This is a genomic window from Mariniflexile sp. AS56 (assembly GCF_030552475.1).
Lineage (GTDB): Bacteria > Bacteroidota > Bacteroidia > Flavobacteriales > Flavobacteriaceae > Mariniflexile.
Window position 1 is genome coordinate 1 of sequence record NZ_JAUPED010000007.1, and the last position, 24,616, is coordinate 24,616.

18 protein-coding genes are annotated in these 24,616 nt (G+C 34.5%); 17 read left to right on the forward strand and 1 reads right to left on the reverse strand.

Going from position 1 to position 24,616, the window contains the following annotated elements; all coding sequences use genetic code 11:
• The first annotated feature begins 1,711 nt into the window (after positions 1–1,711).
• Together Q5N74_RS09750 and Q5N74_RS09755 are read left to right on the forward strand one after the other, a co-directional pair.
• Complete coding sequence (locus Q5N74_RS09750) at positions 1,712–2,122, forward strand: BfmA/BtgA family mobilization protein (RefSeq protein WP_304388604.1); 411 nt, start codon at positions 1,712–1,714, stop codon at positions 2,120–2,122.
• Positions 2,122–2,811, forward strand: coding sequence for a hypothetical protein (locus Q5N74_RS09755; RefSeq protein WP_304388605.1), 690 nt, complete (start codon positions 2,122–2,124; stop codon positions 2,809–2,811). The genes Q5N74_RS09750 and Q5N74_RS09755 overlap by 1 nt, the downstream gene beginning before the upstream one ends.
• A 4-nt stretch (positions 2,812–2,815) precedes the next feature.
• Here Q5N74_RS09755 and Q5N74_RS09760 read toward each other — a convergent pair whose 3' ends face one another.
• The gene (locus Q5N74_RS09760) at positions 2,816–4,012 is read right to left on the reverse strand and encodes a site-specific integrase (protein ID WP_304388606.1); all 1,197 of its coding nucleotides are present in this window, start codon (positions 4,010–4,012) and stop codon (positions 2,816–2,818) included.
• A gap of 672 nt (positions 4,013–4,684) precedes the next feature.
• Here Q5N74_RS09760 and Q5N74_RS09765 point away from each other — a divergent pair.
• The 15 genes from Q5N74_RS09765 to Q5N74_RS09830 all read left to right on the forward strand — a co-directional run bounded on the left by Q5N74_RS09765 (position 4,685) and on the right by Q5N74_RS09830 (position 24,588).
• Complete coding sequence (locus tag Q5N74_RS09765) at positions 4,685–4,819, forward strand: hypothetical protein (protein WP_304388607.1); 135 nt, start codon at positions 4,685–4,687, stop codon at positions 4,817–4,819.
• An 842-nt stretch (positions 4,820–5,661) separates the two neighbouring features.
• The gene (locus Q5N74_RS09770; protein WP_304388608.1) at positions 5,662–6,672 is read left to right on the forward strand and encodes a zinc-binding alcohol dehydrogenase family protein; all 1,011 of its coding nucleotides are present in this window, start codon (positions 5,662–5,664) and stop codon (positions 6,670–6,672) included.
• Between the two features lie 6 nt (positions 6,673–6,678).
• Entirely contained in the window at positions 6,679–8,331 is a 1,653-nt protein-coding gene (locus tag Q5N74_RS09775; protein WP_304388609.1) for a UxaA family hydrolase, read from the forward strand.
• Between the two features lie 28 nt (positions 8,332–8,359).
• The gene (locus tag Q5N74_RS09780; protein WP_304388610.1) at positions 8,360–9,853 is read left to right on the forward strand and encodes a tagaturonate reductase; all 1,494 of its coding nucleotides are present in this window, start codon (positions 8,360–8,362) and stop codon (positions 9,851–9,853) included.
• The gene (locus tag Q5N74_RS09785; protein ID WP_304388611.1) at positions 9,843–10,670 is read left to right on the forward strand and encodes an amidohydrolase; all 828 of its coding nucleotides are present in this window, start codon (positions 9,843–9,845) and stop codon (positions 10,668–10,670) included. Before Q5N74_RS09780 ends, Q5N74_RS09785 begins: the two co-directional genes overlap by 11 nt.
• Before the next feature lies 1 nt (position 10,671).
• Positions 10,672–11,463, forward strand: coding sequence for an SDR family oxidoreductase (locus Q5N74_RS09790; protein ID WP_304388612.1), 792 nt, complete (start codon positions 10,672–10,674; stop codon positions 11,461–11,463).
• Positions 11,464–11,497: 34 nt separating this feature from the next.
• Positions 11,498–12,835, forward strand: a complete 1,338-nt coding sequence (fucP, locus tag Q5N74_RS09795) for an L-fucose:H+ symporter permease (RefSeq protein WP_304388613.1) — start codon at positions 11,498–11,500, stop codon at positions 12,833–12,835.
• Positions 12,825–13,169, forward strand: a complete 345-nt coding sequence (locus Q5N74_RS09800; protein WP_304388614.1) for an L-rhamnose mutarotase — start codon at positions 12,825–12,827, stop codon at positions 13,167–13,169. Before fucP ends, Q5N74_RS09800 begins: the two co-directional genes overlap by 11 nt.
• Positions 13,170–13,865: 696 nt before the next feature.
• Positions 13,866–15,752: a glycoside hydrolase family 97 protein gene (locus tag Q5N74_RS09805; RefSeq protein WP_304388615.1), complete on the forward strand. Its 1,887-nt coding sequence runs from the start codon at positions 13,866–13,868 to the stop codon at positions 15,750–15,752.
• Positions 15,753–15,781: 29 nt separating this feature from the next.
• A complete protein-coding gene (locus Q5N74_RS09810) occupies positions 15,782–17,266 on the forward strand; it encodes a sulfatase (protein ID WP_304388616.1) in 1,485 nt (494 codons plus the stop codon).
• Positions 17,267–17,287: 21 nt separating this feature from the next.
• The gene (locus tag Q5N74_RS18970; protein WP_369686027.1) at positions 17,288–17,416 is read left to right on the forward strand and encodes an alpha-L-fucosidase; all 129 of its coding nucleotides are present in this window, start codon (positions 17,288–17,290) and stop codon (positions 17,414–17,416) included.
• Positions 17,394–18,710, forward strand: a complete 1,317-nt coding sequence (locus Q5N74_RS09815; RefSeq protein WP_369686028.1) for an alpha-L-fucosidase — start codon at positions 17,394–17,396, stop codon at positions 18,708–18,710. The genes Q5N74_RS18970 and Q5N74_RS09815 overlap by 23 nt, the downstream gene beginning before the upstream one ends.
• A 19-nt stretch (positions 18,711–18,729) precedes the next feature.
• Positions 18,730–20,601 carry an alpha-L-fucosidase gene (locus tag Q5N74_RS09820; RefSeq protein WP_304388618.1) on the forward strand — a complete coding sequence of 624 codons (1,872 nt, stop codon included), beginning with the start codon at positions 18,730–18,732 and terminating at the stop codon, positions 20,599–20,601.
• A gap of 46 nt (positions 20,602–20,647) precedes the next feature.
• The gene (locus tag Q5N74_RS09825) at positions 20,648–22,930 is read left to right on the forward strand and encodes a right-handed parallel beta-helix repeat-containing protein (protein WP_304388619.1); all 2,283 of its coding nucleotides are present in this window, start codon (positions 20,648–20,650) and stop codon (positions 22,928–22,930) included.
• A 62-nt stretch (positions 22,931–22,992) separates the two neighbouring features.
• Complete coding sequence (locus tag Q5N74_RS09830) at positions 22,993–24,588, forward strand: sulfatase (protein ID WP_304388620.1); 1,596 nt, start codon at positions 22,993–22,995, stop codon at positions 24,586–24,588.
• Positions 24,589–24,616: the final 28 nt, after the last annotated feature.

Sequence of the window (24,616 nt, forward strand, 5' to 3'; positions counted from 1 at the left end):
AAATTAATAAATAAAAAAATCTCAGATTAAAATTTAACCTGAGATTTTAAAACTTACACAGTTTATGAGATACTGCCCTTATTACATGGTCTAGGCGTGTACTTACTTAATATTTTTGCCATTCCTTTCTAATTTACAACAATTTCCTTATAAATAGGATTAGAATATTTTAAACACTCCTCCTAAACAGTTTATACTTTTCAATTTGTTCTACCGCAGGCTCATTTTCCTTATATGCACTTTACGCAAGAATAGATGCTAGAGTTGAACATAAACTTAGATTTATAGCAAATAAAATGGATTTTATTCTGGGGTACTTAACGGGCGTAGTTGGAATTGGTAATTTCATTTTTATTCTCTACTTTATTTAAGTTATAAATTATTGAAAATTGTTACGCCACAGTCAGATTACTTTTAGCATGTAGGTACTTTCGAATAATTAGCTTGAAAACTCATCTATTTTTCTCAGCAACAGATTTAATTTTCAAACTCTTCTGAACAGATAATTATTCCTATTATTTATTAAAATTGTAATTCGGGTCTATAAGACATTCAGCACATTCCCCTGCATTTCGCGAAAGGCTATATTTCAGGAAAAGAGCTTCATTAACAGACGTCTTGGACACAATCCCCACTTTTGAATTTTCATTCCGGTTACCCTTTCCGCTCCGCTGGAAAGGAACACTATATTCCAAGTAAAAAGTGTGAATAAGTCCGCCTGAAATACTACTAAAAGAGAGTGACCCATTTTCACAACACGTTCAGCACATTACCCTGCATTACGTGAAAACTTCATTTCGGGAAAAGAGCTTCATTTAAAAAGTCTTGGACACAATCCCAAAGTTTTAGATTTCCACTTCGCTTTTTCCTACCGTAGAAGGCAAGAACGCTCCGTTCCCAATATAAAAATTTGAAATAGCGTCCGCTTAATACGTAAATGTAATTGTGTTTTGTAACACTTCCTAGGCTTTTGTATTTCACAAAGACTTTAGATCCACATACCAAACCAACACTGCTATACCTTTTTTTGACACCAAAACAATAATATTCAGTTTTGAACGACAGCATAATCAGGCTCATGCTTCGCACTTTTTATATGTCTACACAAACCTGAATATTGAAGGAGACCAAGCAACAAAAAAAGGTAACGTGACGGCACTATGGGAAGTAAATGGAATTAAATGAATTGCACGTTCATTGTTCTGATACAGTTGTTTAAAAATGGTTTTTAACATTAAAATTCTGTTTAATTAAGTTCATTTAAAAAGGAAAACGCTCTGGATATAATAAGTATATGGATATATGCCATTATAGCAACCAATTGACAGCATTTTAAATCAAATTATATGGCGTAAATATTGTGCTGTTTTAAGTAAAGGAAATGAAATTATAATCAATTCTTCGTCAGTTTTATTGAGGATAGCTTAAAAAAATAATATTAGTCCTGTTAAAAAATGGATTGTTACCAATCATCCAAATTTGGCTATTTAGCTTTTGGTAAAAAGTATGAAAGACCGAAATGAAATGAAGGAATGGAATAGCAAGAGGGTAACACGCTAACGCGATGTTACGTTTATTCAATTTTGTTGTAAACACATTGTTTATAGGGGTTTACAAGGATTTGTCCTTTTTTGGAGTTTGAATAAAAACGTCACTTTTTACTAAAAACATGTGGTAACCGCCGTAAATAGGCATTTTTTTTACTAAAATTATGGATAAAGCATTTAAAAAAGAGGAATTTGAGACATTAAAGATCAAAAAGTCTGTGGCTATTGAATTTAGAAAATTTAGTAAAATGCTATCGAAATCGCAATCGATGACATTGCTATTAATGATGGACTTTTTTAATGAAAACGGAATTTGCCCAACGGAGAGCTTGGGACCTAGAATGGAAACTCTGGAAAAAAGAATTTCTGTACTAATCAAAAAACGGATGAACGGAATGATTGCTATTATGAAGGGTATCGAAAAGACCCAAACCAAACCTACGGTAGCCATGCTGCAATCTCTTTTTGAACAAGCTGAACCGCCTAAAAAGAAATTGTTTCTAGAAAAAAATCCTCCAGAAAATACAGGAAATGTGCGTTTCAGAGAAATAAAAAACTTGGAAATTGATAAATAATGGAGACAATAAACTATATAACACATCTCAATACTATCTTGGAAACGTTTAATAACGATGAACGAATCAAGCAAGGACATATCACTTTGTATCTGGCATTCTTTCAGTTATGGAACAGAAAGTTTTTCGAAGAGACCTTAACTATAAATCGTGAGCTAATAATGGAACGTGCAAAAATCAAATCAAAAACAACTTATCATAATCATGTGCGCGATCTCGATGCCTGGGGATATCTTATATATTATCCATCAAATCATCCCTCAAGGGGTTCTAAAATTAGGATGGCCAGAGCTTGTCCCAAAAATGGTACAACTACTGGTACACAGGAGGTTCAAAATCTGGTCAACTCCGTTCCAAAACCTAGCCAAAATTTGGTATCTTCTTATAAACTAAAAACAAAAGAAAACTTTAATAAACTGGCAAGGCCAAAAAATGAACTAGTTGTTTTAGAGTTTTTTAAAGAAAACAATTGGCCAGCTATTGAAGGAAAAAAATTCTATGCATTTTATGAAACAAAAAATTGGAAACTTAGTAGAGGACTAAACATTCAAAACTGGAAAGAGAGCGCTAAAAATTTTGTTGAAAAAGGTTTTATAATAAAGGCGAAATACACTAGTCCATTTTCTGACTATGAGGATAATTTGCGAAAATATGATAATAGAGATAAAGATTATGGGATACCTCTTTAATCTCTCATTTGAATTTTGATCGCAAAATTGCCATGTCCTTACTAACTTTCATATCCAGAATTTTGGCGTAATGCTGTGTGGTTTTCAAATTGGTGTGCCCAAGCATTTTACTAACCGATTCAACAGGAACACCATTAGATAGTGTAACCGTTGTTGCAAATGTATGTCGGGCTAAATGGAACGTCAAATTTTTTTTGATACCACAGAGGTCTGCAATTTCTTTTATGTAGGCATTCATCTTTTGATTGCTCAGTACTGGCAATACCAGATTTTTTATTTTCATCGGCTCATTGTCTTTATATTTTTCAATAATCGTTTGAGCAATAGGCAAGATTGGGATATTACTTCGGGTATCGGTTTTGGTACGTCTTGTCTTAATCCATTGCTCACCATCAACACCTATAACAACATCATCTTTGGTAAGTTTCTTGACATCTGCATACGCCAGACCAGTAAAACAACAAAAAATAAAAATATCACGAACTTGATCCAAACGTTCCATTTTCAGTTCCCTATCAATTATTTTTTGAATTTCTTCTTGCGTTAAAAATTCGCGCTCTACTATTTTTAGTTTTCCTTTCCAATGGAGGAAAGGGTCTTTGTCGATCCAATCATTGGCATGCGCAATTCGAATAATCTTCTTGAAGTTCGTTATATACTTAATAGCAGAGTTATGCGCACAATTTCTTGTGGTTTTAAGGTAGTATTCAAGCCCTGAAATGAACTTATGGTTAACATCCTTTACAGGAATGTCATTTTTCTTGTATTTCATCTTAATGAATGCTCCAACGTGTTTTTTGCAAGTTCGGTACCGTTCAGCTGTTCCTGCGGAAAAATCTTTTCCAATCAAACTTTCAACTTTGTCGTTGTGTTCTTGAAAGATTTCGAGAAGCATCATTTTAGTTTTATCTTTTCCTAGTAGAACATCCCTAAGGTCTGTCGCCGTATATGATTCATTATCACGTTCGAAATTTTGCTGGATGGAGTAAACCTTGTTTTTTATAACACTTAAGTGCCTGTTGATTTCTTGAGTTTCAGCAGAATTTCCAAGAGCAAGTTGAGATTGAGTGTTCCACCAATCTAGTTTGATTTTACGGTGAACACTAAATTCGCAGCGATGACCATCAAGTGTTATTCTAAGGAAAATAGTGGCCTTTCCAGAGGAATTTAGAGCGCAGTTTAGAGGTGTCAGAGATGTCAAGTTCTTTCTCTATAGATTAACTAAATTATATGCATAATTTATACGGCTCCCCAGAAATATGACTTGATCCAGAATTAACTTTACTTTTTTTGATAAAAAATAGAAGGGAAAGTGATAGTGACATAATTTTTACGTTTTGATGTTACTCCAATGTAGTAAAAATATATGACTTCTTAATAAAGCTAAGTAACTAATATACAGTTAATTGTATTTCTCTGGTGGACCTTTTGAAAAAGTTACAAAGTCCACCGAATTAGCCCCTTTTTGTACGATATCATATGATACCATATGATATCGTATAAAATTAAAAACCCTGTAAATCAATAATTTACAGGGTTTTTGTTGTCGTTTGTAGGACTTTTCGCGGAGAAAGAGGGTTTAACCAAATAAAATTAAAGTATTGATATATAGCATTTTATATTTGTTTTTAAAAAAATACGCACCTAATTACGCACCTCTTAGCTAATATTTACATATTATAGCAAAATTTGAACTTTACTGATTAGTATTTGTACTATTCGATATTCTTATATAAGCAAAGTCCAATAGATTGAATTTTTAGTTCAATTTTGACCTCTGGATTATGCATTTAAAGCGTCCCAAATTTATTAGGTAGTCCAAATACCTTTAAAACTCATTAAAATCTGGGTTTGAGGTTTTATTTAAATCTAAATGAAATCAATTAATATTATAGAATTTTTAGTAGAAAATAGATGGGAAGAATCGTATATTTATTTTAATATCGATTATTATGGCATCAGTAGCACCTTTTTGCCAAACGACCTCCTCTTAAAATTAGAATTATGAAATCATCGTATATCTAATAAGTTGAAACATTGGGATGCCAAAAATCGACTATTACGAAAATCACACCCAGATCATTTAGAAATTAATCAAAGGATACTATCAAAACTATCTTTAGCTAACAGAAGTTTTGATTAATGCAGAGACTGAAGAGCTGAATTTATATTCAGAAAAGACAAAAAATCAAATTTGATCGGAATATGATAACGATTTTTTTAAAGTAGCCGAAAGTTACTTGATAAGCATAAGAAATAGAAAGTCGGTTCATACATTGGATATTTTAGCTGTTTTTAAAGAATTTCTAAAAAGGGATCAACTCCATTTTAAATATTTAAATCCTAAAATATTTTGAACATTTTCTATTAGGTAAAAGAAATTTGGCTTCCCGAACGGTGGCTAATTAAATGGTATCACTTCTAACTATTTATAAATAGGGAATTAGTGAAAATATTATTTAGAAAGGATCTTACCATTTTAGAAAAGTAAAATTTCATATAAAAATCCCTGAAACCAAAAATATAGGATTAAATAGAAAAGAATAAAAATTTTAGAGCATTTAACAGGGTTTATGAAAGCTCAATAATATATTTTATTTGCATGGTTAATTAGTTTTTACTTTGCTGGATTTGGAATAAGTCATGTACTGCAACTAAAGTGGTCAGATTTTTATGATAACCATATACATTACAGAATGGGTAAATATAGCTATTGTATAAAGTTTTGAACTATATGACCACCTAAATAAGCTATTTCTCCTCCATTATGTCACATAAAAATGAAATATTTGCTTAATATTAATTTTCATAAACTAGAATAGTTAGAAGATTTATTTTTAATACTTACACATGAAATACATAGTTTGCGAACATCCCGGAGAGTTTCAATTAAAAGAAAAAGCAGCTCCAATCAGAAAAGAAAACGAAGCATTATTACAAATCAATAAAGTTGGTATATGTGGTACCGATTTACATGCCTATAGTGGCAACCAAGCATTTTTCACCTACCCACGAATTTTAGGTCACGAATTGGCTTCAGTGGTTCTGGAAATTGGCAAAAATGACAAGGGTATTAAAGCAGGTGATAAAGTAGTTGTAATGCCTTATGTAAGTTGCGGTACGTGCATTGCTTGTATAAACGGAAAAAACAATTGTTGCACCAATATCAAGGTTATTGGGGTACATATAGACGGTGGTATGCAGGAACAAATTACCGTACCAAGTAATATTCTACTATTAGCAAATGATTTATCCGACGACCAAATGGCCATCGTAGAGCCTTTAGCCATTGGCGCACATGCCATTAGAAGAGCCAATATTTTACCAGGAGAAACCATTGCCGTGGTTGGTTGTGGTCCCATAGGAATCGGCATCATGAAACTAGCACAAATAGCAGGCGCAAAAGTAATTGCTATTGATATGAACGAACAACGATTAGCATATGCCAAAGAAAAAATTGGCGTAGATTATATCGTAAAAGCAGGAGAACATGCTGCAAGCAAAATTTCTACAATTACCAATGGCGATTTATGCACAGCAGTATTTGATGCTTCTGGCAATAAATTTGCCTTAGAGGCTTGTCCCGATTATATGTCACACGGCGGACGTTTTGTATTAGTAGGGCTTTCAAAAGGCGAACTTACCTATACGCATCCAAAAATACATGCAAAAGAAATGACTCTCATGTGCAGCCGAAATGCCACCACTGAAGATTTTGAGCATGTTATTAGTGTTTTAGATCAATTTCCAACAGAATCCTTCATAACACATAGCGTTCCTTTTACCGAAATGATATCAAATTTCGATAATTGGTTAAAACCAGAAACAGGCGTTATAAAAGCAACCGTAAATTTCAACTAGAAACCCATGTCTAAAAGTTGTGTACAAATAGACCCGAAAGACAACATTATTGTTGCCATTACGCCCTTACCCAAAAACACTTTTATAGACGTGGCTGGTGAAACATTCACCTTACAAGGGGATATCAAACAAAAACATAAATTCGCTTTATATGATTTTAAAGTGGGTGACGAAATTTTTATGTATGGCGTTTTAATAGGAAAAGCAGTACTTCCCATTCAACGAGGAACGGCTATTACCATTGAAAATGTAAAACACGCTTCCGCGGAATTTAATGATTCTAAAGAAAAATTTACGTGGACAGCCCCCGATGCTTCCAATTTTAAAGGACGTACTTTTAACGGGTATCACAGAGAAGATGGTAAAGTAGGAACCGCAAATTATTGGTTGGTTATTCCGTTAACCTTTTGTGAAAACAGAAATATTGACGTTTTAGAAGGTGCACTTTCAGAAAAATTAGGTTACGAAACCAAAAAAGATTTTGCTGTAGATACCGATGCGTTAATACAGCAATATAAAGCAGGTGTTTCAGAAGAAGACATCATGAATACACCTATTATCACAACCAAGGAAGACATCGAAAAAAACAGAGTCTTTCCAAATGTTGATGGTATTAAGTTTTTAAAACACGATGGAGGTTGTGGCGGAATCCGTCAGGATTCTGAAACCTTATGCAAATTATTAGCTGGTTATATTACAAACCCCAATGTTGCTGGTGCTACGGTTTTTAGTTTAGGATGCCAAAATGCCCAAATAGACATGTTACAAAAAGCGATTGATGCTATCGCTCCCAATAACAAAAAACCAATACATTATTTAGAACAACAACGTAGCGAAAGCGAACGTAAACTTATAGAAGAAGCTGTAAAACTTACCTTTTTAGGTTTAATGGAAGCTAACAAAATTGAACGCAAACCAGCGCCCTTAAGCAAACTTGTTTTGGGCTTAGAATGTGGCGGATCGGATGGGTTTTCAGGAATTTCTGCAAACCCCGCTTTAGGTTATGCATCCGATTTGTTGGTTGCTTTAGGCGGCTGCCCAGTACTTTCAGAATTCCCAGAATTAAATGGTGTCGAACAAGAAATTATAAACCGATGTGTGACTGATGAAGATTCTAAGAGATTTTATGGGCTCATGCGCGCTTATTCCGCAGCAGCGGTTGCCGTTGGCTCGGGGTTTGAAAACAACCCTTCTCCAGGAAACATTAAAGACGGTTTAATTACCGACGCTATGAAATCGGCAGGTGCCGCAAAAAAAGGAGGCACCTCCCCTGTTGTCCAAGTTTTAGATTATACCGAACAGGTTACAAAACCAGGTTTAAATTTATTATGTACCCCAGGAAATGACGTGGAATCTACTACTGGTTTGGTGGGTTCGGGATGTAATGTGGTGGTTTTTACCACAGGTTTGGGAACTCCTACAGGAAACCCCGTTGCACCTGTTTTAAAAATGTCTAGCAATACTAATTTATTTGAACGGATGAATGACATTATCGACATCAATGCAGGAACTGTAATTACTGGTGAAGACACGATAGAAACCATGGGAGAAAAAATATTAGATCATATTATTAAAGTGGCAAGTGGGGAAATACCTTCAAAAGCCGTTTTACACGGTAATAACGATTTTATTCCTTGGAAACGTGGTGTTTCTTTGTGATGCCTTTCAGATATTAAAAATTTAGAAGATGATAGAAGAACAATCAATAAAATTGAAAACATTAGATAGAGTCACAGCCAACAGACCCACGGTTCATCCTGTGCGCGTTATGCAGTTTGGTGGCGGTAATTTTTTAAGAGCATTTTGTGATTGGATCTTTGATGTTTTGAATAAAACAACCGATTTTAACGGCAGTGTTGCCATTGTAAAACCAACTAAAAGAGGTGATTATTCTGAATTAAGATCCCAAGACGGTTTGTTTCATGTAGCTTTGGACGGCGTAAGAAATGGCAAATTGGTTTCTGAAATAACTTTAGTAGAATCGGTTAGTCAGGTAATTCAACCTTATACCCAATGGGAAGATTATTTGGCTTTAGCAGAACAACCTGCCATGCGTTTTATTGTATCCAACACAACGGAAGCAGGTATTAAATTCTCTAACGCGGACAAACAAACAGATGTCCCTCCTCAAGAGTTTCCTGCCAAATTAACTTTATGGCTATATCACAGGTTTATTCATTTTAATGGTGAAGCAAACAAAGGCTGTATTTTATTGCCTTGTGAACTTATAGAAAACAACGGAGATGCTTTAAAAGAAAGCATTTTAGAATATGCTAAACTTTGGAATTTAACTGAAGAATTTCAAACTTGGATTATAAACCATAATTATTTTTGCAGCACTTTAGTGGACCGCATTGTATCTGGTTTTCCTGATGTGAGAAAATCTGAAATCTCAAAACAGATTGGTTTTAAAGATGATTTATTAGTCGCAGGTGAAGATTATCACAGTTGGGTGATTAAAGGACCTGCTTTAGTTCAAGACGAACTGCCTTTTTCTAAAACCGATTTAAACGTTCAATTTGTAAATGATTTATCGGATTACAGAGAAATGAAAGTTCGTGTTTTAAACGGAGCCCACACCTCACTAGTACCTGTTGGATATTTAGCAGGATTACGCACGGTAAAGGAAAGCATGGATGATGAAGTTGTAAAAAATCATGTATTGCAAGTTTTATCAACTGAGGTAAAACCAACTTTGATTAATTTTTCAGATAGTGATATTGATACCTTTATTGCTTCAGTTATTGATAGGTTTAAAAACCCTACATTAAAACATTATTTATTAGCCATTTCGTTAAATAGCACCTCTAAATTTCAGGCACGATTATTACCTGCTTTTAGAGAATATACTGCTCTAAAAGGAACTTTTCCGAAGCGTATTGCGTTTTCATTAGCGTGTATGATTCGTTTTTACAAAGGAGAATTCAATAATGAAACCATTGCCGTAAACGATGATCCTAAGGCTTTAGAATTCTTTCAAAACCAATGGGATAAAGTAGATTCAGGAGCGCAAAATTTGGCAGAATTGGTTGAAAATATTTTGACCAACGAAATCATTGTAGGCGATGATTTATCAACCTATAATGGATTAGTTCCTTTTATTACAAGCACGATTAAAGATATAGAAACTAATGGCATAGCAGCTGCTTTAACAACTTTGAACAACTCCTATGGTAATTGATTCACATCAACATTTTTGGCATTATAGCCCTGTAAAACATGACTGGATAGATGATGGTATGTCGGTTATTAGAAGAGATTTTACACCTTCAAATTTAAAGACCGTTTATAATGAAAATGGTATAGATGGTTGTATCGCAGTTCAAGCCGATCAAACATTAGATGAAACCGAATTTTTACTCGATTTGGCTTCAAAAAACGATTTCATCAAAGGCGTTGTGGGTTGGGTAGATTTAAGAGGTGAAGACATTGAAGATGTTTTACAAGAATACAGCCGTTATCAAAAAATAAAAGGATTTAGACATGTCGTTCAAGGCGAAGCAGATAATAATTTTTTATTGCGTCCTAACTTTTTACGAGGTATTTCAGCTTTAGAAAAACATGGTTTTACTTATGATATTCTCATATTTCCACATCAATTAGGAGCGGCTATCGAGTTTGTAAAGGAGTTTCCTAATCAGAAATTTGTAATCGATCACATCGCTAAACCCTATATTAAAGATGGCTTTTTTGAAGGATGGAAAGTTTTAATAAAAGAAATCGCAAAACATGAAAATGTATTTTGCAAATTATCGGGCATGATTACCGAAGCTGATTTTAAAACATGGACACCAATACAAATAGAACCCTACATGCAGGTGGTTTTAAATGCTTTTGGAAGCAAAAGAGTTTTATTTGGTTCCGACTGGCCCGTTTGTTTAGTTGCGGGAAATTACAAACAAGTTAAACATTTAGTAACACATTTTATAGCAGAATTAAGCACCAGCGAACAAGCCGATATTTTGGGCCAAAATGCTATAAAATTTTATAATTTATAATATGGATTTAGGATTAAAAAACAAAGTTGTTGTGGTAACAGGCGCTGCTGGAATTCGAGGAAGCATTGGGGAAACCATTGTTCAATCATTAGCGAATGAAGGTGCTATCCCTGTAATTGTTTGTAGAAACGACAGAGGTTTTACTTACGAGAAAGAATTACAAGACAGGGGCATTGATGCGCTATTTGTAAAAACAGATTTGTCTGATTACACGCAAATAGAAGCTGCTGCAAAGGTAATAGAAAAAAAATACGGTAAAATTGATGCCTTAATAAATAATGTGGGTGTTAACGATGGTGCTGGTTTAGATGCCTCGGTAGATGATTTTATGTATTCATTAAAATTAAATATGGTAAGTTACTTTGCTATGACTAAGTATTGTTTACCCATGCTAAAAAAAGCTAAGGGAAACATTTTAAACATTGGTTCTAAAGTGGCGCTAACAGGTCAAGGTGGTACTTCTGGGTACGCTGCTTCAAAAGGAGGTGTATTTGGGTTAACACGCGAATGGGCGGTTGATTTAATTAGCTTCGGCATTCGTTCTAACGCTATTGTTATTGCTGAAAGTTGGACACCAGCTTATGAAAACTGGATTAAAACATTAGATAATGGTGAAGAAAAACTTCAAGCTATTGTAAAGAAAATTCCATTAGAAAACAGAATGACGATGCCAAATGAAATTGCAGACCAATGTTTGTTTACTATTTCAGAAAAAGCATCACATACTACTGGGCAATTTCTTACCGTAGATGGCGGCTATGTTCATTTAGACCGGTCATTATTAACAGAATAATTCAAGCTTAAACCAATCAAACAAAAACTATAAAATGAGTCTTCCAAAGAAAATTCCAATTGTTAGAAAAGAACTTATACTTCCTTTTGTAATCATTACCTCATTATTCGCTTTATGGGGTATTGCCAATGATTTAACCAACCCCATGGTGTCTGCATTTAAAAAAGTGATGCCCGAATTATCCAATATGCAAGCCTCTTTAGTGCAGTTTGCATTTTATTTTGGATACTTTTTTATGGCGTTACCTGCAGCATTATTCATTAGAAAATACAGTTACAAATCAGGAATTATTTTAGGCTTGTCTTTATACGCCATTGGCGCTTTTTTGTTTTATCCAGCCGCAGCGAACCAAGAATTTAATTACTTTTTAATTTCCTTGTGGATCATCACCTGCGGATTGGCTTTTTTGGAAACCACATCAAACCCATTAATTTTAATGCTTGGTGATAAAGAGACGGCGACACAACGATTAAACTTAGCACAGGCCTTTAACCCAATAGGGTCGTTAACAGGAATGATAATCGCTCAGGTTTTTATTATTGGTGCTTTACGTTCCGATGATTATACTGTCGAAGCTTACAATGCACTAACATCCCAAGAATTAGCAACAATTCGAGAAAACGATTTAAGCATTATAAGTATTCCCTACATTGCATTAGGTGTTTTGGTTTTAGCAATTATGGTGATTATTATATTTACAAAAATACCAAAAACAGCTACCGAAGACAAAATGGGGCTTTCAGAATCTTTTAAAAAACTCTTTGCTAATAGAAATTATAAGCATGGCGTTATAGCTCAAGCTTTCTATGTAGGTGCACAAATTATGTGTTGGACCTATATTTTTCAATATGTAGATCATTTAAATGCTGCACTTGGTTTGGAATTAACAGCTACTTATTACAATGTTACTGCCATGGTTTTATTTTTAACTGGCAGATGGATTGGAACCGCATTAATGAAAACAATAAACCCATCTAAAATATTAATGCTCTTTGGAATTGGTGGGGTTGTTTGTTCCGCTGGAGCTATCCTGTTGTCTGGTATGGCAGGTCTGTTTTCATTAGTTGGCATCTCTATTTTTATGTCCATCATGTTCCCTACTATTTATGGTATTGCACTTAAAGATATGGGTGATGAAGCTAAGATTGGTTCTGCTGGTTTGGTTATGGCTATTGTAGGTGGCGCTCTAATGCCTGTTCTGCAAGGTGGTATTTTAGATATGGGTGGTTCAGGGTTTGCCGATGTTCAAATTTTAGGTTTTATACCAGAAGTGAAATTCTCTTTCATCCTGCCATTAATTTGTTTAGCCGTAGTAGCTCACTATGGGTTTGCTACTTATAAAACTTCTAATAAAACCACACATGAGTACTAAAAGACACTGTTTTTCTTGCGATTTAAAAGACGACTCCAAGTTGATTGCTGAATACAAAGCTTACCATGCTAAAGGAAAAGCTTGGCCAGAAATAACCAAAAGCATCAGAGACGCTGGCATTGTGGACATGGAAATTTACCTTGTAGGTAATCGTATGTTTATGATTATGGAAGTTGATGAAACTTTCGATCCAGCTAAAAAAGCCAAAATGGACACTAATAATACAAAAGTACAAGAGTGGGAAAACCTGATGTGGAACTACCAACAAGAACTTCCTTGGGCTAAAAATGGGGAGAAATGGATGGCTTTGGAACGGGTGTTTAAGCTAGGGTAAATTAATTCTAGGCTATTATAGGAATAGCTTAAGTTATAATGAGCTGTTTATAATTAGAATTAAAATTGAGTGATTTTTAGTTGATTTAAGATAATGTGATTTGACATATGTTTAGCAAGAAAAATGAAATACAGAAAGTAATGAGGAAACAAACTAGTATATTATTACTATCTATGTTGTTTTTTTGTATGGGATTGCAGAGTCAATGTACATCCAAAATGAGGAAAATGGGATGATGTTACTGAAAGTCCTAAAACAAGTGTTTTTAAAAATGCGAAACATTTTTTAGGGAAACCAATTTCAATATTATCAGCATCATTAGCCTTATAATATTCAACAATTAGCTATCGGAGATCCATTGTTTAAAAACTTATGGCGAGATATGGTTCAAAAAATACAGTTGAAGCAAAGGAATGCGAAAAAATCAAATAAAATAAAAATTTAAATAGAACCCAAAAATTAGTTTAATCATTATTTTGGATAAGTCCTTAGTTTATAGCGTATTTCAAATTTAATTAATGGATATATATTATAATTTCTATTACCTAATCTTCAATATGAACTATTTGTCTATTTTAAAAAACGATTCTTGCTCTTTAAAATCAGGTAAAAAATGAATATTTGTTACCAGAGTTGTTCTTCCAATGTGAAGAATAGATTTAAAAGTTAATATCAAAATTAATAAACCATATGAAAATGAAGATTACATTACCCGTATTAACAGTGCTTTCATTATTCCTTTTTATGTCTTGTAAAGAAGAAGGGCAGATTGTTTTAAAAAGTCCTAATAGTGAATTAACTTTCTTGTTAGATGTCAATGATGAATCCAAAATATCTTATTCAGTTAAATATAACGAGGTGGAGGTTATAGCACCTTCAGGATTAGGATTTGATATTGAAGGAGTAGAGGCTTTAGGTAATGGTATAAAAATAGGAAAGGTATCCAAAAAATCGGTTGATACTTCATGGGAACCATTTTATGGTGAAAAAAATGAATATTCAGACATCTATGAGGAAGCATTAATTCCTTTAGAAGGTAACGGAGCATTATTTAATATACGTGTTAGAATGTATAATGAAGGTATTGCGTTTCGATATGAATTTAAAGAAGATAAAAGCATTACAATAAATAAAGAATTAACAGAGTTTTCATTGCCAGATAAAGCAGAAGCGTGGGCGTCATCACTGGCTCAAAGTGAAATTGTTAAACGGCCTGTATCAGAGATAAAGGAATCTGTAGAAAGACCTTTGTTGGTTGAGTTGTCTAAAGATTTGTACGTTGCGTTAGGAGAAGCTGCCTTGGTAGATTATGCCCGTATGATGTTTATAGGTCACGCGACTAAATCAGGAACTTTAGTGTCTAATCTTAGTAGCGAAGTTAAAAAAGATAAAGCATTTAATACTCCATGGAGGTTTGTAATGGCAGGGGAGAACCCAAGTACATTATTACAAAACAATGGATTTATACTTAATTTAAATGAGCCTAACAAAATTGAAGACACTTCCTGGATTAGACCAGGAAAAATAATACGTGAAAGTACATTAACGACTCAGGGCGGTATAGCTTGTGTTGATTTTGCTGTTAAACATAATCTTCAATTTATTGAATTTGATGCTGGATGGTATGGTAACGAATACGATGATGCCTCTGATGCAACAACGATAACCATTGATCCAAAACGATCCAAAGGCCCTTTAGATCTTCACGGCGTTATTAAATATGCTAAAAGTAAAGGTATCGATGTTGTTCTTTACGTAAACAGACGTTCACTGGAAAAGCAGTTGGATGACGTGTTGCCACTTTTAAGTTCTTGGGGTGTTACAGGATTAAAATATGGGTTTGTTAATGTGGGGCCACAAGAATGGACAACTTGGTTACATGATGCAGTTAGAAAAGCGGCAGATTACAATTTAATGGTAGATATTCATGATGAATATAGACCAACAGGCTACTCAAGAACGTATCCTAATTTAATGACGCAAGAGGGTATTCGTGGGGATGAAGAATCTCCTGAAAATGCTATGGTAATTAATACGTTGTTTACTAGAATGATTGCAGGAGCAGGAGATCAAACAAACTGTTATTTCGCTCCCCGAGTTACTGAAAAGATGGGCTCTCATGTGTCTCAATTAGCCAAAGCAGTTTGTATTTATAGTCCTTGGCAATTTTTATATTGGTATGACCGACCAGAAGGGTCGCACGCTGGTGAAGAAGGAGCAGGAGGTACACAAACGTTTATACAAGAAGTGCCTGAATTGGCTTTTTATGATGCCTTGCCAACGGTATGGGATGATACAAAAATTATTGATGGTTATCCTGGAGAGTTTGCAATTGTAGCAAGAAAGAGTGGAAAGGATTGGTTTGTTGGTGGACTTACAGGTAAAGTGGGGCGCGAATTAAGTGTATCATTAGATTTCTTAGATAAAGGCAAGACCTATGAAGCTACTATTTATTCTGATGACCAAAGTATGGGTACAAAAACCAATGTTAAGATTGAAAAAATTAGAGTATCAAGTGATGGTGTCATTAGTAAAAAACTAATTGAACAAAATGGATTGGCTATTCATATTCGATCAATCTAAACAGAAAGAGACTTTAAATTTATTTAATTATGAAAAATATATTCATACCCATTTGTAGCCTATTTTTTTTATTAGGATGTAAAGGAATTAAAAAGGACGATGTTGTTCAAAATTCAACGCGTAGTCATCAAGAAAGTAAGAGGCCTAATATTGTATTTATTTTAGCCGATGATTTAGGTAATTCGGATTTAGGATTTACAGGTAGTGATTTACATCAAACTCCTAACTTAGATAAATTGGCAAAAGAATCGATGTATTTTGACCATGGTATGTCAGCGCATCCAACCTGTCAGCCTAGTCGTATCGCTATTCAAACGGGTAAATTTCCAGCACACGTAGGGGCCGTTAGTCATGGTGATTTACGTCAGGTTACTGGTAACGGGAATGAGTTGCCAAAAGAAGAGGTAACCATTGGAACTGCTTTAAATATGGCGGGTTATAACACTGGTCATATTGGGAAATGGCATGTAGGAACAGGTGAAAATAGCCCGGAAAATCGTGGATATGAAGTAGATATTGCTTCTAATCAATTTTGTTGTCCACCTAATTATTTCGCTCCATTCATAACTACAGCTCATGGTGACTATCGCGATGAATTGGCTAATATTCAAGGCTTGGAAGAATATCCGGATGGTTTTAATTTAACGGATGCCTTATCAATGGAAGCTGCTAAATTTATTAAATCTCAAAATGGTGAAAAGCCTTTCTTTTTGAATTTGGCATTTTATGCTGTTCATACACCAATACAAGGTAAAAAGAATTTAGTCGATAAATATAAAAAGCTTATAAAGCCAACATCAAGACATCGTAACCCTACTTATGCCGCTATGGTAGAGACACTGGATGATGGTGTAGGTCGAGTTCTTAAAGCATTAAAAGATGCTGGTTTGGAAGATAATACAATTGTAGTTTTTACAAGTGACAACGGTGGAGCCAACTATATGAATATTACTGATAATTATCCATTACGCGAAGGAAAAGGATCTTCGTACGAAGGTGGTTACCGTGTGCCAGTAATTGTAAAGTGGCCAGGTGTAACTAAGCCTAATTCTATTTCTCATGAAAGGATTATTGGATATGATTTTTACCCTTCCTTCCTTTCGATTGCACATGCCGAGGGTAATAAAAAATATAATGAAGAACTTGATGGAATCGATATAACGCCAGTTTTAATTAATCCAGCTTCCAAATTGGCTACGCGAGAGTTTCACTTCCTTAAATACCTGTCACTTATTCATTATAAAATTCCAATTGTAGATCGCAATCGTTGTGTTGAAACAGTAATAAATGGAGATTGGAAATTAATGGAGTTTTTACCTATGCCTGATAATTATGAAGGACATTTTGAACTTTATAATCTGAAAAATGATCCAGCAGAAACAACCAATTTGGTTTCAATACATCCGGAGAAAGTAGAAGAGTTAAAAGCTTCAATGGAGGAGTGGAAAGTTAGAATTGATGCACCCCGATACGATATGGAAAAATTTTATGGGGAGAACAAAACTAATGACTAGTAATTTATTTACTAAGCAACAATAGAATCCTTAAAACAGTATGAATGTCCCGAATGGTTTCGCGATGCAAAGTTTGGTATTTATTTACATTGGGGAACTTATTCAGTTGCGGAACAAGGCGAATGGTATGTATGCCCGACGATTGTATGAACAGGGACGTCCGGAATATGAACATCATTTAAAAACATATGGACACCCTTCAGAGTTTGGTTATAAAGATTTTATACCCATGTGGAAAGCAGAGAATTTTAGTCCAGATGCTTTAGTCGGATTATTTAAAAAAGTAGGAGCTAAATATTTCACACCCTGTGCCGTACATCATGACAATTTTGATTTGTGGAATTCTAAATATCATAAATGGAATTCTGTAAATATGGGGCCTAAAAAAGATTTAGTAGGTATGTGGCGCGATGCTACTTTAAAAGCGGGGTTACGTTTTGGGGTTACCACACATTTATCTCGAAGTTATAGTTGGTTAAATTCAGCCAACGGATCCGATAAAGAAGGGCCAATGAAAGGAGTTCCTTATAAAGGAGCACAGGTAGAAGATAAAGGGCTGTATCCTCCAACACATGATGATACACAAGCAAGGGCTCCTTATAATGTACCTAAGGCGTGGCGTGATTTATGGGCAAATCGGATGAAAGATTTAATTTATAATTACAATCCCGATTTGTTGTATTTCGATTGTGCGATACCTTTTAGAGGCGATGACGAAGGTAAGACAGGAATGGATGTTATTAGTCATCTATATAACCACAACACCGAAATTCATAATGGAAAAAATGAAGCTGTAATGACAATCAAAGACCGCCCATGGCAGAGGATGTACGCCGATGGGGTTGCAACTTTAGATTTTGAAAGAGGAAAATCCAATAGTATCCTTAATGAACCTTTGCAAACCGATGATAGTATGGGGTCTTGGGGATATGACATAAACAAACCCTACACAACCAGTGGATTATTAATAGATAAACTCATAGACATTGTAAGTAAAAATGTAAATTTATTACTGAATGTGCCTATTAAGGCCGATGGGACTTTAGATAAAACAGCCATATCTATTTTAGAAGATATGGGTAAGTGGTTGGCAGTATATGTAGAAGGGATTTATGGAACAAGACCTTGGTATAAATTTGGTGAAGGCCCTACAAATGAAATTCCTCATTTTACAGTAAAGTCACCTTTCGGAAAAAAAGATATTAGGTTTACTGATAAGGATAATTATGTATATGCTTTTGTTTTAGATTGGTCAAGGGCTAACAAAGAAGTGTTAATAGAACAGATTACCAAATTAAATACGCGTGTAGGCACCATTAAATCCATTAAACTTTTAGGGTATAATGGTGATATTAAGTGGGAAGCACATCCAGATGGTTTAAAAATAACAACACCAGAAAAAAAGCCTAATGATTTTGCTTATACTTTTAAAATTGAACTTTAAAAAACAAAAACAAAAAATTATGAGAAAATATTTTTTAATTATAATGTCCATTGCCTCCGTTTTTTTTGTCAATGCACAAAATGAATCCAATAAGCCCGAAATGAGTTGGGAAACATTGAGTCAACACGAAGTGCCGGATTGGTTTAAGGACGCTAAGTTTGGTATTTATGCCCATTTAGGGGTGTATTGTGTCCCTGCTCATGAAAACGAATGGTATCCTAGATATATGTATACTAAAGATCATCCCGTACAAAAATATCATGAAGAGACCTATGGGCCGATAAGCGAATTTAGCTATCATGACTTTATACCTCAGTTCAAATTAGAAAAATTTAATGCCAAAGAATGGGCTGATTTATATAAAAGATCGGGAGCAAAATTTGCCGGTCCTGTAGCTGAACACCATGATGGGTTTTCCATGTGGGATAGTAAAGTAAACCGTTGGAATGCTAAAGATATGGGGCCTCAACGAGATGTTGTAGGCGAACTGGTAAAAGCCATTCGCAAGAATGACATGAAAGTAATTACCTCGTTTCATCATGGCTTTAATTTAGAAGGTTATTATCCTACAATGGAAGGAATGGCAACTGCAGATCCTAAATATGGCGACTTATATGGGAAGTTTGAAAACATGGAAGATGGTTACAATCGCTGGTTCCAAAAACTTAAAGAAGTTATAGATAACTATCAACCCGATCAAATTTGGTTCGATTGGGGGCTAAGAGCCATCCCGATGGAATACCGTCAAAAATTTGCATCATACTATTATTCTAAAGAAAAAGAATGGAATAAAAAAGTTATTATTACTCGAAAATTAGATCAATTACCTGATGGGGTAGGTGTGCTTGATTTTGAAGGCGGTAGTGCACGTGATGTAACTCCTTTTATTTGGCAAACCGATCAATCTACAGGAGGGCATATATGGAGCTGGAGAGACGGTATAAAAATACGTTCACCACGAAGTGTATTGCATGAACTAATAAGTGTCGTTAGTAAAAATGGTGTGATGCTTTTAAATGTTTGTCCCAAAGCAGATGGAACCATCTCAGATGACCAAAAAGAGATGTTGTACCATATGGGAGATTGGCTAAAAATAAACGGAGATGCTATTTATTCTTCACGACCTTGGAGAGTAAGTGGCGAAGGCCCTTCTATGTATGGTAATCGTGGGTATTATATGGATTACAGTACGGCGCCTCAAAAAAATTCAATAAATATACGTTATACCAAAAAGGGCAATACCGTGTATGCTATTTGTTTAGATTGGCCAGAAAAAGGACTCACTTTTGATAAAATTCAGGTGAAAGGAAAAACGGATAAATCTAAAATAACGCTATTAGGTTATGGAGAGGTTCCATTTCATGTCGACAATGAATCGTTAACAATAGAAGCACTTTCAATTAAAAAAGAAGATTTTGAAGTAAAAGATGCTTATGTTTTTAAAATTGAAGACTTTAACTTAGAAGCCGATCCGTTCTCAAAATTAGAGGTTATTACTTTGAATGCTCGAAATGCCACCCCAACAGGACAAATAGTAGTACGTCCTAAGAATGAAAAAATTAAAGACGAACGAGATTATTTATACCAATGGGCAAACCCAAGTGATAAAGTGTATTGGTTGGTTAATGTAAAAGAGGCTGGTGAGTATCAAGTACGTGCTGAAATAGCAACTAGATTTAAAGCAGCGAGAATGATTTTAAGTAATGGGGAAGATCAATTGAAAATGGTGACCGAGCCACGTGATAAGTATGGAGAAAGTGTTTTAAAAGATTACGGTATTATCCGTTTCAATAAAACTGGTTTGTATCAAATGGAGTTGAAAATTGAAGATCTGAATGATTTTCCAGGAGTTCAAGCTCTTAAAGAAATTGAGTTGGCGCCAGTTAAGTAATGTATTTTAAAAAAAAAATAATAAGAAGAGTATGCGAAAAATTAGTTTGATAATATTTATAATGTTGTGTGGCATTGTTGTAAATGCTTTAGAAATTTATACATCTCCAAGTGGAGGAACCAACAATAAGGGGACAAAAGAAGACCCAGTGTCGTTTGAAACAGCTATAAAACGAGTTTCAGAACAATTAAAACAAAGTGGATTACCTGATGGAGGTGTCATTATAAATGTTATGGGAGGTTTGTATCGCTTTGATGTACCTATTGTTTTAGGAGAAGAATTTACAGGAACAGCCCAAAACCCAATTATTATTAGAGCTGTTGAAGGAGAAAAGGTATTGTTTGATGGTAGCATGCTTATTCCAGCTAAAGGATTTTCAAAAGTAAAAGATAAAGAAGAACGTAATCGTGTGCCAATTTCAGCAGCCGATAATATTGTTGTTACTACCATTACAAACAAAACGATGTTGAAACGTTTTTCTGAAAATCTTATGCTTAATTTAAGTTTTAATGAAGTAGAGTATTTACCATCGGTTTTTCCAAATGAGGGGTACGCTTTTTTTAAAGAAGAAACAGTAGCGTCGGAGGTGTCACCACCAGGTGTACCTGTGGGTAAAGAGGCCCATGGGGTTCGTGCGGGAGCAGTTCCGTTTTTAGAACCAGGAAGAGAAAGAGGTTGGAAGGGTTCTTTAGAGGAACCTCGTGGTGCGCAAGCAGGATTTTCTGAAAAAGAAAGCGAAATGGCTGGTACATGGTATCAATGGGAAAATGAAATAAAACGAAATAACAAACGTAATCAACTTACTGGTTTTATTGAGGCCAATTGGTTACTAAGTTCACAACCTATTTATTCAGCAAATGGTGTAACTAAAAGTGTTCATCTGTCGAGAGCACTTTCTTATGGCTGGGCATGGAAAAAGAACGATAAACCATTTCGTGTATTTGGATTGTTGTGTGAATTAGATCAACCAGGTGAATGGCATTTTGATCCAATGACCAACCGCCTTTTCCTTTATCCACCAGAACCAATTAATAAAAAATCAAAAATAAGTCTCTCTGTAGCTGAGGGTTTTGTGCATCTTAAAGGTGCCAGCTACGTTCAAATTGTCGGCTTGTCTGTAAAAAATGTAGGTGGTGGTACTATTTATAATATAGAAGGAAGTCATAACCTTGTAGCCTCGGCTACCATTAGTAATTCTACAGCAAATGGAGTTAGTATAGAAGGTCAATTTAATAATTTAGAAGGTTGTAATCTCGTAGATTTAAATTCGCATGTAAGTTTGGCAGGTGGTCATAGAGGGCCTAATGAAATTGTGGAAGGACATAATTTGGTGCAGAACTGTCATATTTATCAAAAGAAATATAAACATGAAAAAGTAAATATAGGCATGTCCGGTGCAGGGAATACGTTTAGAAATAATCTGGTACATAATTCATTAGGACAGGCAATGGTTGTAAATGGGAATAACCAGGTAATAGAATTAAACGAGTTTTTTAATATTGGTTACGATGAAGGAGACGGTGGTGCTGTGTACTCTGGAGCCGATTTAGCAGGGTACGGAAATGAATATCGAAATAACTTTTTTCATCACTTAATGCATAGCCCAGGTAAAGTTGAGCGATCTGGAATTCATTTAGACGATGGACAATCGGGCGCAACATGTGTTGGTAATATTTTCTATAAATCAGCAGGGAAAGGGTTGTTTGCTTTTGGTGGATCAGGCCACACTATGACTCATAACGTGTTTCTTGAAGGGTATAGAGGTGCTTATTTTGTTAGAAGTTTAGGAGATAAAATGCAAAACATAGAAAAGGAGATTCGTGTCGATAAAAATCACCATAGAAGAGGGACTAAAGAAGATTATGTAGGCAGGGTTGAAGCTAGCATTGGAGAAAATGGTTGGGCCAATTCTATGTGGGTAGAAAAATATCCAACTTTTAATAAAGTGATGAGCGATACTGCTAGATTTGGACGCTTTTGGCCAATTAAGTATGTTGTTAAAAATAATTATTCATACAATAATAAAATTACGGCTATTGCAGATCCTAGAGTTGAACCAGAAGCTCTTTTGAAGTCTGAAGTTGAACAATATAAAGAAGTTGAACCTAATGATTTTGAGGATTATGATAATTTAAATCTTCAGTTTAAAAACACTCAAAAATTTCCTAATATCCCTTTCAATAGTATTGGATTAAAAAAAGACAAGTATCGCCATTCGGTTCCTGATAAAGAACATTATAGAAGAGGTGTGAAAGATTTTTTTGAAGGAATAAGTAGTATGCCTGGAACAAAAAAAATTATTGATACCTCTATATTAGTTGAAGAGTAGTTTTTTTAGAAGAAAAATTACTTTAAAACTTTAAATAAGATTAATCAAGAATTATAATAGCAATGAAAACACCTTTTCTCACATTAACCGTTACGGTTATATTTTGTATATCCTTTTGTAACGCTCAAAAAAGCAATAAAAAACCAAATGTTATTTATATCATGACCGACGACCATGCAGCTCAAGCAACTGGGCTGTATGGAGGGCGTTTGGCAAACCTAAACTTAACACCTAACATAGATAAGTTAGGCAAAGAAGGGATGGTTTTTGAAAACTGTTTTGTTACTAATTCCATTTGTACACCTAGTAGAGCATCCATTATAACTGGACAATATAGTCAAACCAATGGTGTTTTAGATTTATGGGGAGACTTAGATGTTGAAAAGCAATACTTGCCAATGGAAATGAAAAAAATGGGGTATGAAACAGCTATTATAGGTAAGTGGCATTTACATAACGAACCTGTTGCATTCGATTATTATAAAGTGTTGCCAGGGCAAGGGAAATATTTTGATCCTGAGTTTAGAGAAAAAGGCAAAGGAACTTGGCCAGATAATATCGTAAAGTATCAAGGTCACGTTACAGATGTGGTTACAAACAATGTGATTGAATGGTTCGACAATAGAAAAGAAACAGAAAAACCATTTTTCTTAATGTATCATTTCAAAGCACCTCATGATATGTTTGAGTTTAATCCAAAATATGCTAATTATTTAAAAGATGTGCATATTCCGGAACCCGAAAGTTTATACAATCAACCCTTTTGGGGATCTGAAGCAACACGAGGTAAAAATGATAGTTTGATTCATGATATAGGGTCGTCAATTTCATCCAGACATAGAAATCGAAATTATGTAGATATCTATAAAACTGGGGATAGACCAACAGAAAAGGAAGCAACGAGTGCTGCTTATCAAGAGTATTTAAAACGCTATTTACGTTGTGTTAAAGGAGTAGACGATAATTTGGGAAGGTTTTTTGAGTACTTAAAAAATAACGGATTATGGGAAAACACGATTATTATATATACCTCCGATCAAGGTATGATGCTGGGCGAACATGATATGGAAGATAAACGCTGGATGTATGAAGAATCTATCCGTATGCCTTTTATTGTTCATTACCCTAAGATGGTAACGGCAGGAACCAGTTCTGATGAATTAATAAATAATACCGATTTTGCTCCAACTATTATAGACATGGCAGGAGGAAAAGTACCGGATTATATGCAAGGAAAAAGTATGGAAAGGATAATAAAAAAAGGTAAAGACAAACATTGGCGTAACTATACTTATTACCGCTATTGGATGCATATGATACATCATGATATTCCTGCTCATTTTGGCTTACGAAGTAAGGACTACAAACTCATTTTTTATTATGGAAAGTATCATGATTTAGAAAAAGAAGGATCACTTACCATGTACTGGAATGATGAAGACCATTCTAACAAAGTGCTACCTACACCTGTAGCTTGGGAATTTTATGATCTAAAAAACGATCCATATGAATTAACAAACGCCTATAAAAATGCTAAATACAAAAAGGTTATTGCAGAAATGAAAACGCAATTAAAAATTGAAAGAAGAGTTTTAAATGAAGAGGATGAGAAATATCCATTTCTTCAAGAAATTATTGAAGGGCACTGGAATGATTAGGTATTTATAAGTATTATTATAAATAAAT